This window comes from Oscillatoria nigro-viridis PCC 7112 (assembly GCF_000317475.1).
Classification (GTDB): Bacteria; Cyanobacteriota; Cyanobacteriia; order Cyanobacteriales; family Microcoleaceae; genus Microcoleus; species Microcoleus nigroviridis.
Genome location: NC_019729.1, coordinates 4,815,358 through 4,831,989 on the forward strand (window position 1 = coordinate 4,815,358; position 16,632 = coordinate 4,831,989).

The following is a 16,632-nucleotide window of genomic DNA, read 5'->3' on the forward strand; positions in this document are numbered from 1 at the left end:
CAGCCAACAGCCAACTGTCAACTCTTTTCTAAGTTGCAGCTTCATTCACCGGGAATCTATCGATTAACTGCATCGCCCGACAAGCATTCCTCCGCAAAGAATCGGAAACATGAGGAACATGAGGAATCTGAGACAAGAAATCCAAAGTCCGGCGCAAAATCCGCACCACATCCCCTTCATCCAAACTCGTATGGCTAATCAGTTCCAGCCATTCAACACCCAGAGCCCACTGTTCGACCAAAGTCACTAATTCCCGTTCCAGCCAAATCGGGATTGCAGCTTCGTGACGGTACTGCACTTGAAACAACCGGCGGCGCAGCCCTTTTTGCAGATTGTCCAAAGGTGCCAAAACTTCTGGCGACAGCGAGTAGTGAGTCCAACTGTCGGGCCTGGAAACTTCTGTAACTAAGGCCGCGCAAGCAGCAGCGAGGTGGTGGGGGTCGAGTTCGTCAAACTCGGCAGACATCAGGGACAAACCCAGCCACAGTTCGTTATCGCCGCGAATGGCGGCGCAAGCTTGACCCAAGATTGTCGGCACCAACCTGTCGGAGGAGTCATCTCGGTTTCCATGTGCCGAAACTACTCTTTCCAAGCAGCCAAAATTCAGCAAGATGTCGATTAAGTTGAGAAATTGCTCCCAGTAGCGAGCTCGCTGCTTTTCTAACTCTTGTTCGCTTTTGCGGATTTCTTTTTTCAATTCTTCCCGGCGGCGCTGGCGTTTGAGCAAAGTACCGGGATTGCCCCATTCTAGAACCGGGTGAATTTCTAGCTTAGCTTCTAGGGCTGCGATTTTGTGCTGTTGCTCGATCGCCTCTGGGCTCGGTTCCGGTGTCGGCAATTGTGGGATCGATCCAGCAATTGAAGCAGTTTCTTCAGTTCCCAAGCGGCACTGGCCTAGTCTCAGGGGCATTTCCGGCGGCGGGTTCAAGGTATCTGCAACGCTCAAGCGGGGTAATTCGGCGTGCAGGGTAGCGACATCGCTAATGGCGACGACATACCAGCGGTTATCTTTGCCCAAGCACACCAAATTTGGTGCTTGGCCGGAACCTGGGGTTTTGGCAACCAGTACGGCGGGTACGGGAGTTGTGTGCGATCTTTTGGCTGTCGGAACGTGCTTGCCTTTGAGACTCAGAACCGTGCCGAGCACTGCAAAAGCCACAGCTACGGACATTTCCTTAAATCTGGCTTCTTCAGCTTGCTGCAATAAAGTTTTCAGCAAACGTTTCTCTTCTTTGAGTCTTGCCTGCAATTTTTCGTAATGGGCGAGTTCTTTTTCCAGGGTAGAGACATTTCCTCCCCCCGCCAGGGACTCTTCGAGCACCGCCAATTCTGTTTGCAGCCGGTCTAATTCTGCTTGCTGCGGCTGCAAGTACAAGGTAGACAGGTATTGACCGAAACTCCGCTCTACCAACTCTTGAGCTTCGTCGAGAGTGTGAGTTTGCAGCAAATTCAGCACCATGCCGTAGCTGGGCGTAAACTGACTGGCGAGGGGGTCGGCTTTGGCTGTTGCCAAATAAGATGCTTCTTTTGCGCCTTCAAAGCGCGTCTGAACTGCGACCACGTGCCCCAGCTTGTCCATGCCCCGCCGACCCGCCCGACCGGCCATTTGCAGGAATTCTGAAGCGTTTAGCAGTCGGTGTCCCTTGTCGGTGCGCTTGGACAGGGTGGAAATGACTGTGGTGCGGGCGGGCATATTAATGCCGGCTGCTAGGGTTTCGGTGGCAAATACGACTTTAATCAAACCTCTGCCAAAGAGTTCTTCTACTAAACCTTTCCAAGCGGGCAAAATGCCTGCGTGGTGGGCGGCGATGCCTTTTAAAAGTGCTTCTTTTTGACCGAAGCGTTCTGCTTCTGGGTTTCGCTGTAAAAAATCGTCAATGATGCGTTTGAGTTCGGCTGTTTCGGCTTCGTTAACCAGGGAGAAATTGCCGACTTCTGCGACTGCTTGGTCGCACCCGCGACGGCTGAAGATGAAGTAAATTGCTGGTAGCATATCTCGATCGTCCAACCGGGCCAAAACATCGGTCAAACTCGGAGTGGGGATGCTGCCTCTTTCTACTTTTTGCTGCTTCTTTTTGGGGACTAACCGGACATTCGCTCTTTTGCCGGTCTCGTCTAGCAGGGGAAATATCCCTTTTTGGTTGGCGAAGTGGAATTGCAGCGGTACTGGCCGAAAGTCTGAGTAGACGAGCTCTGTGGGCCCGTGGACTTTGTTAATCCAGTCTGTGAGTTGCTCGCTATTGGCAACGGTTGCTGAGAGGGCGAGGAGTTGAATTTCGCTCGAACAGTAGATGATGGATTCTTCCCAGACGGTACCGCGCTGGCGATCGTTCATGTAGTGACACTCGTCGAGTACCACGGTTTCGACTCCGGTGAGGGAAGTACCGACTTCTCCGATCGGCGTACCGTAGAGCATATTCCGAAATATTTCGGTAGTCATCACCAAAATCGGCGCATCTCTATTGACGGAGATGTCGCCGGTGAGCAAACCTACGTTGTCGTCTCCAAATTGACTGCGGAAGTCGCGCAGCTTTTGGTTGGAGAGAGCTTTGAGGGGAGTGGTGTAGAAGACGCGCCGCCCCCTGGAAAGTGCTTGATGGATGGCGTATTCCCCGATTAACGTTTTCCCAGAGCCTGTGGGAGCGCACACGACAACCGATTTACCTGCATCGAGGGCGGCGATCGCCTCTCTCTGAAAGTTATCTAGCTCGAATGGAAATATGGTCTTCAGATCCAGCTCTGGGCGGTTCTGGGCAGTGTCTGGCACAAGGATTATTATCAGGTTTGAGGGTAAGTATGCTGAAATCTTGCTAAAAGCAAGTCAGCAGAGGACTGTATTGATTTTAGACCTTCGTCAGCAAATCGGCTATGAAGTCATTAGTCATTAGTCATTAGTCATTAGTAACAATTACCAATTACCAGTTACCTGTTTGACCCCTGCCCCATGCCCAATTCCCCATTCCCATTCCCATTCCCCATTCCCCAAGTTTCCTTATCTATGATTCCTGTTATTTCGACTATTCCTGTGGTGCAGCTTGCTTCGGGCGATCGGCTTTCACTGCAAGTCTATCAGTTCCAAGGTGCGATTCCCGGCAAAAAAGCTTATCTCCAATCTAACCTCCACGGCGCTGAGATTAGCGGTAATGCGGTGATTTACCAATTAATTGAGTTTTTAATGTCTTTAGACAGCAGCCAGTTAATCGGGGAAATTTGGCTGGTTCCGGTTTGCAATCCTGTGGGTGTCAGTCAGCGATCGCACCATTTTTCCCCTGGTCGCTACAATCTTTATGATGGGGTAAATTGGAACCGGATTTTCTGGGATTTTGAAAAGCAAGGTGAAGATATTCTGGGTTTTGCTAAGTCTCACCTCCATCTCGATGCCGATACTGTCAAAGTTAATTACAGAAAAGCGATTGCTTTGAGTTTTGCGAAAGAGTTGGCAAAAATTAACGCTCCTAGTTGCCGCCCCTACAGCGAACTTTACCGATATCAGCTACAATCTTTGTGTTTGGATGCTGACTACGTGCTCGATTTGCACAGTTCTACGAATCAAAGTTTAGATTACCTTTACTGTTTTAGTTCCCGCGAGGATAGTGCGAAAGCTTTTTTGCTCGATCGCGCAATCTTGATGGACGAGTACGACGGCGATGCTTTTGACGAGGCGTTTCTCAAGCCTTGGCTGGCGCTGGAGAAGGTTTTGGCCCAGTTGGGAAGTGCGATCGAATTTGACATAGAAGCTTGGACTTTAGAATTAGGTTCGGGGATGGAAATGAATCCCCAGTCGGTGGCGAATGGCTTGCGGGGCATCAAAAATTACTTAGCCAGTAAGGGTTTATTGAAAATCGATGGATTTCCTCTGCCGGAAACTGCGGCGCATCAAGTTATTTTTACCCCCAAGAATTCCGCGATCAAATACTACGCGCCGGCGGGGGGGATGATTCAAAATCGAGTGCAATTGGGGAGTTATGTCAAAAAGGGCGATCGGCTTTATCAAATTCTCAGCTTTAATAAGAATGGGGAATTTCCCAGTTTGGTTGATGTTTGTGCTGAGTCGGATGTTTTCATTTTTGATGTTTCGACCAATCAGTCAGTAAATCAAGGAGAGTATGTGTTGTCGGTGATGGCAGATTGAAAATACCGAGAAACCGGGTTTCTTCAAGAAACCTGGTTTCTGAAAACCTCTTGGTAGTCGAACCATAAATTACGATATACTATTGAATAGGGCTTGTTTAAATTCGGCTGCACTTTTATAATAAATTTCAGGATTGTCAATTAAAGCGCGATCGATAACTGTGGCTACCGGTTTAGGAATCGCAGAAGTGCGATCGCGCACAGGAACCTCATCATTTTGCAACACAGCCAAAAACGGGTCTCGATCCTGCAAATTTCGCGGGGAATATCCCGTTATCATCACATACAAACAAGCCGCTCGATTCGGGATTTGGGATTACAAAAACTTCTACTCCCCCCCTTAGCACTAAGCTGTCGCGCATTTAAATTGTAGATTCAGGGCGGGCGGGACACCCCACAAGACGGGGAATTGTTTTTTAACAGACAATTTAAATGTAGAACAGCTTATGCTTTATAAACATCTTTCTGGGAGCATCTCACTTGTGCCCACACCTATTGGTCGATAATTCCTAATGGTAGCCCCTGTGTTGTTGCTGCCAAATTAGAATGCAATTTCAATCCCTGAGCATATTTACTATCAAGATATCCGACTCCTTTGATGGTTTTATGCGTAGTGTAATTTAATTCGGTTGTATGTTGTATTGCTCAGATAATTTGATGATTTTTGATTTTTGAAAGCGTCGCATCTACGTGTCCTCTCCTAAGCTGAGCTGGTTTTATGTATGGTGAATCCCAGAAATCATTAGTAGCTTTAGTTTCTGTCCATGTACCACTAGCTTGAGCTACACTGGAGGTTTGTTGCTCGCTCAAGTTAGAGACAATTTTCATAAATCTCTTTGTTCTTCTTACATCTGGCAATTGAGTTTTTTCTAATTCTTGCCTTACCTATCGATCGATCGTTTTAACCTGATTTCTGGGCGATCGCCGCAGCGTTCAACTGCACAGATGTTGATTTTTGTCAACTTTCTTGTTAAGAAAAATGTTGATCGAGCATAGCTTAGCAAGGGCGGTTTCATTCGACCTAGGGGCAAACCCTCGTGAAGAGCTCCGATATTTGAAACACCGATTCCCTCGTCCGTGGAGGGGGTAGGCATTCTTGGCGCTACTCCTACAAAACGATGATTTCCCTGAGAATGAAACAGCCCTGCTTTGTTCTGCAAGATGACGGGCTTTGATATTGGGATATTACTATGGAATGTTGATTTTTCACCCCCTAGTTAACAATTATTAACAGTAGGCACACCGCAAAGGAAAAGGAGTATCCCGCAGGGGGAGTAGGACACAGCAATGCCTTGTCCCTACGGTTGGCTTTGAGTTTTAATACTTGTTATAAGATTGACGATTGTAGAGTTTTACAATCTTTAAAATAGCTGAGCGCGCTAGCACAAAAGAAGAGATGCCGTAGTATTCCTATAGTATTAAACACCCTAAATTATACACTTCTGACTTTAGGGAGAGGGAACTGAACGAATTAATTTCTACTATTAATTTAAGTAGAGCAAAGAGGAAAAAACACATGGCACTTCAAAAATTAGCAGACTTTTATCCTAACTATCAGGAAGAAATATTTGCTGGAGACGACATCAAGGGATTTGATGTTTATGCGGGCGACTCTGATGAAAAAGTAGGCACGGTTTATGATGCTTTGGTTGATGACACTGGTCGTTTCCGCTATCTGGTAATTGATACCGGTATTTGGATTTTTGGCAAAAAAGTATTGTTGCCAATCGGCTCAGCTCGCTTCGACTACGGAGCCCGTCGCGTCTACGCAACAGGCCTTCGCAGCAAAGCTCAAGCAGAACAATTGCCGGCTTACAATGAATTAGAATCAGTAGATTACGATCGCGAAGAACAGGTAAGAGGCGTTTACCGCAATCAAGAAACTGCCGCTGTCAGCACTGCAACTCCTGCTAGCTACGATCGCAGCAGCTACAGCTACGATATGGACCGCCCCCTCTACGACACCAACGAACAGCAGCACCAAAATCTCAAGCTTTATGAAGAACGCTTGATTGCCAACAAACAGCGCGCAAAAACAGGTGAAGTAGCAGTTGGCAAGCGCGTGGAAACTGAAACAGCGCGAGCTTCAGTACCCATTGAAAAAGAACGAGTCGTAATCGATCGAGTAACCCCGGTAGAAGCGGGTCGAGTAGTTTCAGTCGGTGACGCTGACTTCCAATCAGGGGAAGTTGCACGCATAGAAGTCTACGAAGAAACGGCCGACATTCACAAGGAAGCTTTCGTCCGGGAAGAAGTCAACGTCAGAAAAGAAGTTGTTCGCAGCACGGTTGAGGGCGAAGAAACCTTGCGTCGTGAAGAATTAGACGTTAAGACTGATGGAACTGCGGTTGTAGATAATAAAAATCCAAAGATCTAAACCAACCGCAACAGGTATTGCGTAGGAATTGCGCCTTAATGACATAATTCTGTCACTGCCCAGGTTTGATTTGATTTGTGGCGATCGCGCAATTCCTATGTGAGCGGCGGCGGGGGTACAAAACTTGTCTGGTTTTGGCAACCTTTATGCACTTTCCCCGCCTTTACCAATTTCCCCTTACCAATTCATAATAAAAGTCCCCAAGCAGGAAAGTTTAAAAAATGAACGGTCAAGCATCAGCAGAAAAGATAGCAACTGCCAAATCAATAACCCGTCTCAACCGGGTGCCTGAAAAAGTCAGAACTAAGCTAAAAAGTTTTACCGTCAAAGACAACCAAGGTCACTTAGTAGGCAAAGTTAAAGATGTCTATTTTGATGCTAACGGTCAGTTAAACTTTGTCGTGGCCGGGCTAGGCAGCGAAAACACCCGCATTTTTTTATTAAGTGTTAAGCTGCTAAAAAAAGTCGATTATCACCAAAAAGTGCTGTTTGTAACTATTAATTCGTCTCAAGTCGATATGCTGCCGGTAGTTTCGGAAAATGACTGGGATACGTATTTAGAAAATGCCTCTGAACCGCATAGTGAATTTAGCAACAGTGAGTTAACAAATCCCTCAACAGTTATGTCAAATCTAACAGATGCCGATCGCACAGATGCAAATTTGGAGATAGATCGGGATGAGGAAAACTTCGATATTGTCGATCGAGAAGTAATTCGCCTGTTAGAAGAACGATTGGTGATCGATCGCAGCAAGCGCAAAGTCGGCGAAGTCATAGTGCGTAAAGAAATTGAAACTCGGATGGTACAAGTACCCATCCAGTGGGAAAAGCTGATTGTCGAACAAGTCGGCGACGATCCCAAGGTGTTGGCAGAAATAGATTTAGGCGAGGGAAACATCACCGGTATAGATTTGACGGAGATTAAGACCGATCGCCAAGAACCGACAGTTAAGGCTGAATTTACCTCTGTGCAGAAAGCTAGCAAAATCTTAAATTCGATCGCCTCTCAACCCCGCCACGGTTGCGTTAAAGTCCGCCTCGAACTCGTTCTGGAAGACAAGCAACTTGAGGATACTTACCAAAAATGGATGACGGAACACCACCCTGAGAGTTAAAATATTCGTCCTTTTCGGTGCAGATTTTAGCTATTAGCGAGAAACTTAAATCTAAGAGTGGACTGTGGCGAGTCGTGCTGGGGAGGAAGTTCACCGCCATCTACTAAGATCGGGTTCGGAATTAACCGTAATTTTGGTAGGGGCGGGTTCACCAATATCTATAATACAAGCGCGAGATCCGTAAGCCCGCCCCGACCGGGATATTTAAATTTTTAGCGATCGACCTCTAGACAAAATTGTACCGACTTGCGGTAAAATTGTGGTGGTCAAATTTAAAAGTATTTGAAAATGCCCAGCACAATCTCCGACATTAAAGTAACAACGATCGCAGGCGAAGACAAGCAGCTAGGAGAGTACGCTGGCAAGGTACTCTTGATAGTTAATGTAGCTTCCAAATGTGGCTATACGCCTCAATACAAAGGACTCGAAGAATTGAGCCAGAAGTACAGCGCGGCTGGACTCCGGGTTTTAGGATTTCCCTGCAACGACTTCGGAGCTCAAGAACCCGGAAGTAATCCAGAAATCGTCAATTTCTGTACTACAAAATACGGCGTCACCTTTGAATTATTTGACAAAGTACGCGCTAAAGGTACTCAGCAGCACCCGCTGTACGCTAAACTTACGAATGCAGTCGATCCCAAGGGTGAGGTTTCGTGGAATTTTGAGAAATTCTTAGTTAGCAAACAGGGTGAAGTGGTTGCTAGATTCCGCAGCAGTGTTGGCCCCGATTCGCCCGAACTGATTGCTGCTATCGAGCGAGAATTGGCAAAATAAGAAGTTCGGCAACTAAGCAGTGTACAGGACTTAACGGATTTAACGGATGGATGTTTAGGGAAGAGGGAAGAAATTAATCAGCTTTTTTTTCAATAAGTTGAAAGCTATTTTTTTTCTATCTTCCCCATTGTTGGCAAGCACTCAACCCTGAACGAATACCGATGATTGTATTTAATTGGAGAACGGTTTAATTTAATGGAAAATACATCGGGATTAGATTTAGTGGTAGGTTTACTTGCCTTAGCAATTCTGGCAGGTGGTCTGGTCATGCTATTTGTAGGTATGGCATCGTTTCCTAAAGAAAAATAATACTAATCGATATGAGATGCGATCGCACGACCCGAATTAAAGTCTTTGTAGTGAGGTCTGAAGTCCTCCTAGAAATCGGAGGGTTCTAGCCCTGATTGCCCACTGAAAATGCTTATTTTACAGCAGACGATCTGAATCAATCAAACTGCTTTCAATTTTAACATTCGGAATTGACAATCATGCAAACTACCGAAAACAACGTCAAAATTGCCCTCGCGCCGGGGAATTTGCGCCGCGTTCACCATATCGCTTTAAACGTGCGGGATATGAAAGCTTCCCGTCACTTCTACGGTACAATTCTCGGGCTGCACGAACTAACAGGTGCAGAAATTCCCGCAAGTTTAACAGAAATGGTGGCCGCTGGTAAAGTCGCTAATTTCGTTACCCCAGACGGTACTGTTATTGACTTATTTTGGCAGCCCGACTTAGAACCGCCAAACCCAGACCCGGAGAAAGCTTTTACCCGCGCCAACCACTTAGCCTTCGATATCGATCCGGATTTGTTCGATCGCGCTCTGGAAGTGCTAAAGTCAAATCAAATTGCGATCGATAGCGGCCCCGTCACTCGCGCTACAGGGCGCGGCATTTACTTTTACGATCCTGATGGATTTATCATCGAAATCCGTTGTGATGCAGTTTAAACAGTCGCTATCGGGTTCTCGGTAGTCTGCCTGCACCCTACATTTACTCTTTCGATCGCGGTGTTCCGCAAACATCCTACCTTGAGAGTTGTTTTATTTTCCGTCTTGGCTAATAGATTGCTTCGGCCAAGTAAACCGAAAAGTTGCTCCCTCACCTTCGGCAGATTCTAGGGAAATACTGCCCCCTTGACCTTCGACAATTTTTTTCACCAGCGACAAACCAATCCCAGTATTTTCAACTTTATCGCGAGCTTCCAAGGTCTGAAAAATTACAAAAACTTTATCGTGATATTGAGGAGCAATCCCCGGCCCGTCATCCTCTACAGAAAACTCGTAAAAATCATCTAACTCTTTAACCGAGATTTTTAAATGACCCGATTCAGATCGGTTGTGCTTAATTGCGTTGCTAATTAAATTAGAAAAAACCTGCTGCAACAGCAATCTTTCTGTCACAAAAGTTGGCATTCCCGGTTCAACTTTCACCTCAAATCCATACGGCGGCGCCAACGAATCAATAATTTCGGCTAATAAATTCTCAACTTTTACCATTTCTGAAGGCACTTGAATCCGTCCGACGCGGGAATATTGCAGCAGTCCTTCAATCAAAGCTTCCATCCTGTGAACTCTGCCGCGCAGCAGGTTCATTTGGTGCAGAGTATCCTCTGTCATCGACTCGCTGAGGTCTTCTTCTATCCAACTGCTGAGATTGGCGATCGCCCTGAGCGGCGCTTTCAAATCGTGAGAAACTACATAAGCAAACTGGTCTAATTCTTGATTCCGCTTTCTTAAAACATTCGTCGTTTGAGCCAGATTTTGGGCTGTCCACCTCAATTCTTCAGCGCGCAACCGCAGCGATTCCTCTGCTTGTTTGCGATCCCTAATATCTTCAACCACACTCATCAGAAATTGACTGCCATCTTGTTCTCGCAGCAGCGAAACCGTCAAGTTTGCCCACACCAACTCTCCGTCTTTGCGGATGTAGCGCTTTTCCAGAGAGAAATTTTCAATTTCTGCTGCTAACAATTGGCGCAAAAGTTCCAGTTCGCTTGCCAAATCTCCATGCCAAGTAATCTCCTGAAATCTTTTCTCCAGCAATTCTTGCCGGCTGTAGCCCAAAATTTCGCAAAGTTTTTGATTGACTAACAGAAATTTGCCTTCCACAGTCGCTTGAACCATGCCGACTGCCGCCTGCTCAAAAGTAGCGCGAAACCGCTGCGCGCTTTGGGCTAAAGCAATTTCTGAGCGTTTGCGATCGCTAATATCGTTGCTGATTTCCAAAATAGCGACTGGCCGATCTCGATCGTCGTACTGCAAAGTCCACCGGCTTGCCACCGTTATTTTTGTGCCGTCTTTCTTAGTTCGCACCAGTTCTCCTTGCCAAGAACCCTTCTCTAAAAATACTTTTTGAATTACCTCAAAAGGTTGGATCCATTCTGTTTGTAAAAGCTGGTGAATATTTTTTCCTATTGCTTGCGACTTCCGCCACCCGTAGAGCCACTTCGCCCCCAAATTCCAATAAGAAATTGCCCCATTCAAGTCTAGTACCGCGATCGTATCGTTGGCCAAATCCAGAATTTGTGCTTGCTTTCGCAGAGTTTCCTCGGCTTGTTTTCGTCCTCTGGCATCGCGGCAAATCGCAATAAACAAGTGTTGATTTGCCAGACGCATTTCGCTGACAGCTAACTCCATCGGAAACTTCGTTCCGTCCTGTCGAAGTCCAACTGTTTCTTGCTGGTAAGTCTTCAGGGTAGTATCTGGATGTAACACAAAATATTCGACCGAATAATCCCCCACGCTGCTGTGCGGCTGCGGTTGAGCGATCAGCCCCCGCAAGTTAGAGCCAATTATTCGATCGGCTTTCTCGCCAAAAATCTTTTCTGCTGCCCTATTAAAAGACTCAATATTTCCCCGTGCGTCCAAAGTAATAATACCGTCAGCCGCATTGTCTACCACAGCTTGAATCCGGCTTTTACTTTCTTCCAAGCCAGCTTCCCGCTTCCTCAATTCCTTCTCTAAACTATCAAATAAATACCAGGAAGCCCCTGCACCCAAACAGCCGGAAAGCAAACCCGCAAATTGCACAAAATTAATGAAATCTACCAACTGCCCTACTTGCCGATCTACACTTTTCTGGTAGGCTTCGACGGCATCAGAAAAGGCATTAATTTTTGCGCGCAGCTTATCCATGTTTAATTTGCCTCGAGCAAACACCTGAATTATTTCCGGCGACTGCATCCTTGTTCCCGAACTGTCCAGCTTATTCAAAGTGTTTTGCAATAAATTTATTTGCTGTTCGGTACTTTTTTTAATTTCTTCAAATCCCTGAGGTTGCAGTTTGCTTTCTTGAACCAATACTTGGAGTTTAGCCAGCAGCGGAGGCAAACTCTTCTTGGCTTCTAAGTAGGGTGAGAGAAATTCGCGGCGCTTTGTCAACCCATAACCCCTAACGCTCGTTTCCGCATCTACCACCAGGGTTATCAAGCGGTTAGTTTCCTGAAGTATTGCCTTATTAGTATCTGCTCGCTTTCTTATCTGTAGGGCACTATCCCGGAGGGCTGCAATTGCTACGAGCGAACCAAACAGCAAAATCATGGGAATAGCAATGATTACTGTTCCCCGCTGGCGAATTGGTCGGTCTGTCCATACAAAGTGGAGGCAGCCATCGAGCAAATACTTCACGGATATTGAAGGAGAAAGTTTGCTGCCAGTATATCGCTTTTTGGCAGTTTAGGCTATGGATAAGTTCGTTTTTTTATTGGGCGATCGTCGGGGACTAACCGTGGAAACTAGATTAGACCCCTGCGATAGCTACCTGCTGACACTAACAGCAGATTTTTTGGCACGGTGTTTAAACTGAGGCACGGAGAAAGAAAGGACTTTTTTCGGCAGCGAGACAGCAGGCGCAGCAGAAAGGATCGTTTCTGCTTTACCTTCGTTTTCGCCTTCGGCTTCTGCTGTTAAACTAGAGTCTGTTTCGCAAGTGTTTGGAACACTTGTAACTACAGTAGTCCACCTGCCTGTAGCCGGATCGCGATAACAGGTAAAAGGATTTATTTTTAGCGGTTGACTGCAAGGTTTAATCATGTAGATGCACTCCTTTGATTCAGAGAAATTGTGCATTGCTTTCAGCAGCAATGCTATCTCGGCAGTAGCAGCAGTATGAAGGCAAAAAGCAGAATTGTGTTTCTGCGTCCAGAGACTTTTGAGAATTCCTGAATTCCTTTTAACTTTTGCCTTCTACTGGTTCGCGACCATAGCATTACTTTTACCAAATTGCCTTTCTGGAAGCAACCCCCCACCCGCTTATTTAGGTTGAGGTGGGATTTGTAAATGCAGCGAGGCGCCCGATCGTGCCGGCAGGACAATCTTGGAATAATATAGGTATTCTAGGCTGAAAAAAAATGCTACTGTGTGATCGACAACAGAGGTCGATCGCGATCGGTGTCACAATTAAAAAGGTAATGGGTAATTGGTAATGGGTAATCGGTAATGGGGGAATTAGGAATTGGGAAATTATTCCATCTTTTGGCATCCGTTAAATCCGTTAAATCCCGTACAGGATTCCTGGCAAAACCCCCACCCGTTAAATCCCTTAAATCCCCTACATTGCTAGTTGCCCAACTTGCTTCTAACTAATATCAACTTTTGCCTTTAAATGAACAGTAAAAGTAGAGCCAACATCCAACTGACTCTCAACAGTGATATCGCCGCCCATCATCTGGCAAAACAAGCGGCTAATGGCCAATCCTAAACCTGTGCCGCCGTACTTGCGAGTAGTCGAAGCGTCCCCTTGAATAAAAGGTTCAAACAAACCCTGCTGCTGTTCTGCCGACATTCCAATCCCCGTATCAGATACCTGCAAATAAACCCAATCGCTGTCGCCTGCTGGTTCGCGAGTCGCGCTCAACAGCACCGTTCCACCTTCGGTAAACTTCAGGGCATTAGAGAGCAAATTGAACAGAATTTGCCGGACTTTAGTCAAATCTGCATACATCACTCCCAAATTTTCTGAGCAAGAAACTTGCAATTCATTGTGATTTTTTTCGACCAAAGGGTGCAAAGTTGCAACGACTTCTTCTATTAAATTACTGAGGTCAAATTTTTCTAAATAAAGCTCCATCCGACCGGCTTCTATCTTAGAAAGGTCTAGAATATCGTTAATTAAAGTTAGCAAGTGCTTGCCGGCGTTATAAATTTTTTGGGTATCGGGAATGATGTCTTCGAGTCCCGATTCCCGTGCTTCTTCTTGTAGCATTTCGCTGTAACCGATAATCGCGTTGAGCGGCGTCCGCAGCTCGTGGCTCATATTGGCTAAAAAAGTGCTTTTAGCTCTCGAAGCTGCTTCAGCTTTGTGTAAGGCTTCTTGCAAGGCTATTTCGGCTCTTTTGCGCTCGGCAATTTCGATGCGGAGCAGTTTATTGGCGGCGGTGAGTTGAGCGGTGCGCTGATCGACGGTCATTTCTAGCTGCGCTTTGGCTTTGGAGAGTGCTTCCTGGGCCCGCTGGCGCTCAAATCCTTCGATCGCCAGCGCTACCAAATTTGCCAAAGAATCGGCGAAGGTGCGCTCCTCCAGAGCCCACTGGCGGGGCGCGCCGATATGTTCGAGAGAGAGGATGCCCACGATCTGCCCGCCGAGCCTAATTGCTACATTTAATATGGATGAATTGGGCTTGCTGGCATTTGGCAGCACACCGGAAGGTTCGGCTAGGGAAGATGAGCGAGACAAATTTGTTTGTAGAGATTTTTGAGTCTTGGTCGTAGGTTCTAAACCATTCTCCGATCGCAAATTTTCGCCCCGCGCGTCGCCTTCGACATCTAAATTTGATAAATTTAAATCGCTTGCCGATATGGACTCCCGGCTCAAATGATTCTCCTGGGTGCGATCGTACAAGTCGAGACAGACTAATTTGAGGTTGGGGATTTTAAACTTAGAATGATTAACCCCCTCGTGTTGCTCTGGGGCAGCGGCCTCTGTATCGAGTGGCTCTGTTTGGTTGTGGGCGAGCACTCTCTCCGTAAAATTTAGCTGGGGCTCGTTCGGGTAGCGATTTCCAAATCTTCCGTGGTTGTAAAGCCAGACGCTGACTTTTTCCACATCCAAAGTGCGGGCTGCCGCCTCGGTAATTTCGCGAATTCCCACATTCAGCGCACCGCTGTTGAGAGTCCTCTGGCGACCTAGCTGCAACAAAGCCAAACTCTGGCGGCGGAGACGCTTTTCGCTCTCTTGGAGGGTTTGTTCTGCTTCCTTGCGCTGGGTGAGGTCGTACAAGGCGCACAATGCCGTCTGCTGCCCGTTAAACACCAGCGACTGAACCGAGATCATCGCCCAGAAAGCGGTGCCGTCTGATTTTTTGCAGTGGAGTTCGTAGTTTTGGAGGTATCCCTCTTTAGCAAGTGCCTCAAGTACCTTTGGGCGATCGGCGGGGTTGAAGTAAAAGTCTGGAGTGGTGCAGCCGATCAATTTTTCTAGGGGTATGTTCAGGAGAGAAGCCAATTGAGCGTTCGCATACATAATTAAGCCGTCACAGAGGCGAGAAACTAATATCGGCACGGGAGTTGCCGAGGCGATCGCCCGAAACTGCTCTTCGCTTGAACGCAGCGCCAACTGAGCTTTGCTGAGCAAGTGAGCTTCCATCGTATCTGAATGTTCGGTGGTAGTCTCCAGCAAAAGTTCTAGGTCAACCTTTTCGCGCTTCAAGTTTTCAAGTTCCGCACTCAGCCGCTGAACGTCGAAAAGTAGCTGTTCTGTCGATGGTTCTTCCTGCATAGCAATTGAAAATTGGTAATTTTTAGTCTGTTCTGAAGTTTTTTAGGGTTTTGTGCTAGTTTAACTATGACTTATTCCGATTAACTTCAGCCACCCTCATCCTGGTTCCCGGACTTAGCCGGGGATTCCTGTTTACCTTTTTCGCTACTATTCCAATTCTAAGTGCAAGGAAGGCATCAGCCGCTGCAAGTTTTTCAGGGATTTGATCTGCCAGGGGATCTGTTTAGAACCTTTGATGGCCATTTGAATATTTTTTTGCTGGCGCACTTCGATCGCAAATTTTGAGAAAATATTAATTCCAGAACTATTTAAAAATTCTAGCTTTCGCAAGTCTAGAGTAACCGTGTTTGGGCAGGAGTCAGCCACTTCGTTGAGCAGATCGACGATCGGCGCGTATTCTTCCACCTGGCTGAGTCGGAACGAGCCGCTACAGGTGACTGTTTGCGTAGCGCGATCGTACTGGACCGTGTAATCTTTGGTCTGAATCTCCATACTTTTGTCAGTTGCCGGTTTTGAGTGGTAAAGGGGCTTTGGCTGCGCGAGCGAGGATTGAGCTTCAGGCTAGCACGATCGAGACTCAGCCGTTTGCCGAATGCCGAAGGTCTTTGCGCGTGTAACTTTTATTACATATACTGCCAACTGTACCATTCCCGCAGGGCAGTTAGGAGTTATTTGAGGATTTATCAGTTGTGATACCAGTTGGAAAAAAGAATGCAACTGTTGACTAGCTCTCAACCCTTGTAGTCATCAGTCATTGCCAATCTAACATCTCAAATCTCAAATCTCAAATTGTATGAGTTGTGGGGCTTGACGAGACCAGCTTTTGCTGAAGTTCCGAGCTATCAATTCGATTGTTTTTCTCAAGTCAGTATTGACAAAATCACCAAAATGTGAGAGATATTGCACATCTGACACTGAAATGAAGGGGAGAATATTTAATGGCAATTTCAGGAATTACAGAAAAGCTTTTGGCGGCTAAAAAAGCTAAGGGAATTAGTTTTGCAGATTTAGAAAAAGTTTTGGGGCGCGACGAAGTTTGGATTGCCGCGGTTATTTACCGTCAAGCTACTGCATCAGAAGATGAAGCCGAGAAAATTGTCTCGGCTTTGGGACTAGATAGCGAGACGGGTGCGGTTCTCTGTGAACCTCCGTTAAAAGGTTCTTTGGAGGAGTCGGTGCCGGTTGACCCCCTGATGTATCGTTTTTATGAAATTATGCAGGTTTACGGGATGCCACTCAAAGCAGTGATTCACGAAAAATTTGGTGACGGGATTATGAGCGCGATCGACTTTACTTTGGATGTCGAGAAAGAAGCAGACCCAAAAGGCGATCGAGTGAAAATAATTATGTCGGGAAAATTTTTGGAATACAAAAAATGGTAAGCCCGGGCGGCTTTACTTTTAAGTGAAAATTAAAAATTCAAATTGGCTCGAATCACTCATGACTAATGACTAAAGCCTCAAAAGTGTTAACTTAGAAATAGAGATCGCGAAGCTGGAATCCGCCAAAAAACGGAGA

12 protein-coding genes and 1 pseudogene are annotated in these 16,632 nt (G+C 46.4%); 6 read left to right on the forward strand and 7 right to left on the reverse strand.

From position 1 onward, the window contains the following. Positions 1–28: 28 nt before the first annotated feature. Entirely contained in the window at positions 29–2,767 is a 2,739-nt protein-coding gene (locus OSC7112_RS20195) for a DEAD/DEAH box helicase (protein WP_015177644.1), read from the reverse strand. Positions 2,768–2,998: 231 nt separating this feature from the next. Between OSC7112_RS20195 and OSC7112_RS20200 the strand changes: the two genes are divergently transcribed. Next, on the forward strand, positions 2,999–4,132 hold the full coding sequence (locus OSC7112_RS20200) for a succinylglutamate desuccinylase/aspartoacylase family protein (protein WP_015177645.1): 1,134 nt from the start codon (positions 2,999–3,001) through the stop codon (positions 4,130–4,132). Positions 4,133–4,201: 69 nt separating this feature from the next. Here the strand turns inward: OSC7112_RS20200 and OSC7112_RS20205 are convergent, their stop codons facing one another. Both OSC7112_RS20205 and OSC7112_RS37200 read right to left on the reverse strand, forming a co-directional pair. Further along, the gene (locus OSC7112_RS20205) at positions 4,202–4,384 is read right to left on the reverse strand and encodes a hypothetical protein (protein ID WP_150111567.1); all 183 of its coding nucleotides are present in this window, start codon (positions 4,382–4,384) and stop codon (positions 4,202–4,204) included. A 392-nt stretch (positions 4,385–4,776) separates the two neighbouring features. Continuing rightward, positions 4,777–5,001 (reverse strand): annotated as a pseudogene (locus tag OSC7112_RS37200) (IS4/Tn5 family transposase DNA-binding protein); the annotation flags it as partial. Positions 5,002–5,647: 646 nt separating this feature from the next. Here OSC7112_RS37200 and OSC7112_RS20220 point away from each other — a divergent pair. The 4 genes from OSC7112_RS20220 (at position 5,648) to OSC7112_RS20235 (ending at position 9,347) form a co-directional block, all read left to right on the forward strand. Beyond that, entirely contained in the window at positions 5,648–6,508 is an 861-nt protein-coding gene (locus OSC7112_RS20220) for a DUF2382 domain-containing protein (protein ID WP_015177647.1), read from the forward strand. A 221-nt stretch (positions 6,509–6,729) separates the two neighbouring features. Continuing rightward, positions 6,730–7,623: a YsnF/AvaK domain-containing protein gene (locus OSC7112_RS20225; protein ID WP_015177648.1), complete on the forward strand. Its 894-nt coding sequence runs from the start codon at positions 6,730–6,732 to the stop codon at positions 7,621–7,623. A 288-nt stretch (positions 7,624–7,911) separates the two neighbouring features. Then, on the forward strand, positions 7,912–8,397 hold the full coding sequence (locus tag OSC7112_RS20230) for a glutathione peroxidase (protein ID WP_015177649.1): 486 nt from the start codon (positions 7,912–7,914) through the stop codon (positions 8,395–8,397). Between the two features lie 488 nt (positions 8,398–8,885). Continuing rightward, positions 8,886–9,347, forward strand: a complete 462-nt coding sequence (locus OSC7112_RS20235; protein WP_015177651.1) for a VOC family protein — start codon at positions 8,886–8,888, stop codon at positions 9,345–9,347. A gap of 93 nt (positions 9,348–9,440) precedes the next feature. Here OSC7112_RS20235 and OSC7112_RS20240 read toward each other — a convergent pair whose 3' ends face one another. The 4 genes from OSC7112_RS20240 to OSC7112_RS20255 form a co-directional block, all read right to left on the reverse strand. Beyond that, positions 9,441–12,026 carry a PAS domain S-box protein gene (locus OSC7112_RS20240; protein ID WP_015177652.1) on the reverse strand — a complete coding sequence of 862 codons (2,586 nt, stop codon included), beginning with the start codon at positions 12,024–12,026 and terminating at the stop codon, positions 9,441–9,443. A 129-nt stretch (positions 12,027–12,155) separates the two neighbouring features. Then, positions 12,156–12,431 (reverse strand): hypothetical protein, encoded by a 276-nt coding sequence (locus OSC7112_RS20245; protein ID WP_015177653.1) that lies wholly within the window; start codon positions 12,429–12,431, stop codon positions 12,156–12,158. Positions 12,432–12,975: 544 nt separating this feature from the next. Next, positions 12,976–15,114, reverse strand: coding sequence for a PAS domain-containing sensor histidine kinase (locus tag OSC7112_RS20250; RefSeq protein ID WP_015177654.1), 2,139 nt, complete (start codon positions 15,112–15,114; stop codon positions 12,976–12,978). A gap of 147 nt (positions 15,115–15,261) precedes the next feature. Next, positions 15,262–15,606 carry a slr1659 superfamily regulator gene (locus OSC7112_RS20255; protein WP_015177655.1) on the reverse strand — a complete coding sequence of 115 codons (345 nt, stop codon included), beginning with the start codon at positions 15,604–15,606 and terminating at the stop codon, positions 15,262–15,264. A 446-nt stretch (positions 15,607–16,052) separates the two neighbouring features. Here OSC7112_RS20255 and cynS point away from each other — a divergent pair, with 446 nt between their 5' ends. Further along, on the forward strand, positions 16,053–16,496 hold the full coding sequence (gene cynS, locus OSC7112_RS20260; RefSeq protein ID WP_015177656.1) for a cyanase: 444 nt from the start codon (positions 16,053–16,055) through the stop codon (positions 16,494–16,496). Positions 16,497–16,632: the final 136 nt, after the last annotated feature.

Coding starts and splice junctions, on each gene's coding strand:
- OSC7112_RS20255 (WP_015177655.1), bottom strand. CDS start 15,606: ATGGAGATTCAGACCAAAGATTACACGGTCCAGTACGATCGCGCTACG.
- OSC7112_RS20235 (WP_015177651.1), top strand. CDS start 8,886: ATGCAAACTACCGAAAACAACGTCAAAATTGCCCTCGCGCCGGGGAAT.
- OSC7112_RS20200 (WP_015177645.1), top strand. CDS start 2,999: ATGATTCCTGTTATTTCGACTATTCCTGTGGTGCAGCTTGCTTCGGGC.
- OSC7112_RS20225 (WP_015177648.1), top strand. CDS start 6,730: ATGAACGGTCAAGCATCAGCAGAAAAGATAGCAACTGCCAAATCAATA.
- OSC7112_RS20230 (WP_015177649.1), top strand. CDS start 7,912: ATGCCCAGCACAATCTCCGACATTAAAGTAACAACGATCGCAGGCGAA.
- OSC7112_RS20245 (WP_015177653.1), bottom strand. CDS start 12,431: ATGATTAAACCTTGCAGTCAACCGCTAAAAATAAATCCTTTTACCTGT.
- OSC7112_RS20220 (WP_015177647.1), top strand. CDS start 5,648: ATGGCACTTCAAAAATTAGCAGACTTTTATCCTAACTATCAGGAAGAA.
- cynS (WP_015177656.1), top strand. CDS start 16,053: ATGGCAATTTCAGGAATTACAGAAAAGCTTTTGGCGGCTAAAAAAGCT.
- OSC7112_RS20250 (WP_015177654.1), bottom strand. CDS start 15,114: ATGCAGGAAGAACCATCGACAGAACAGCTACTTTTCGACGTTCAGCGG.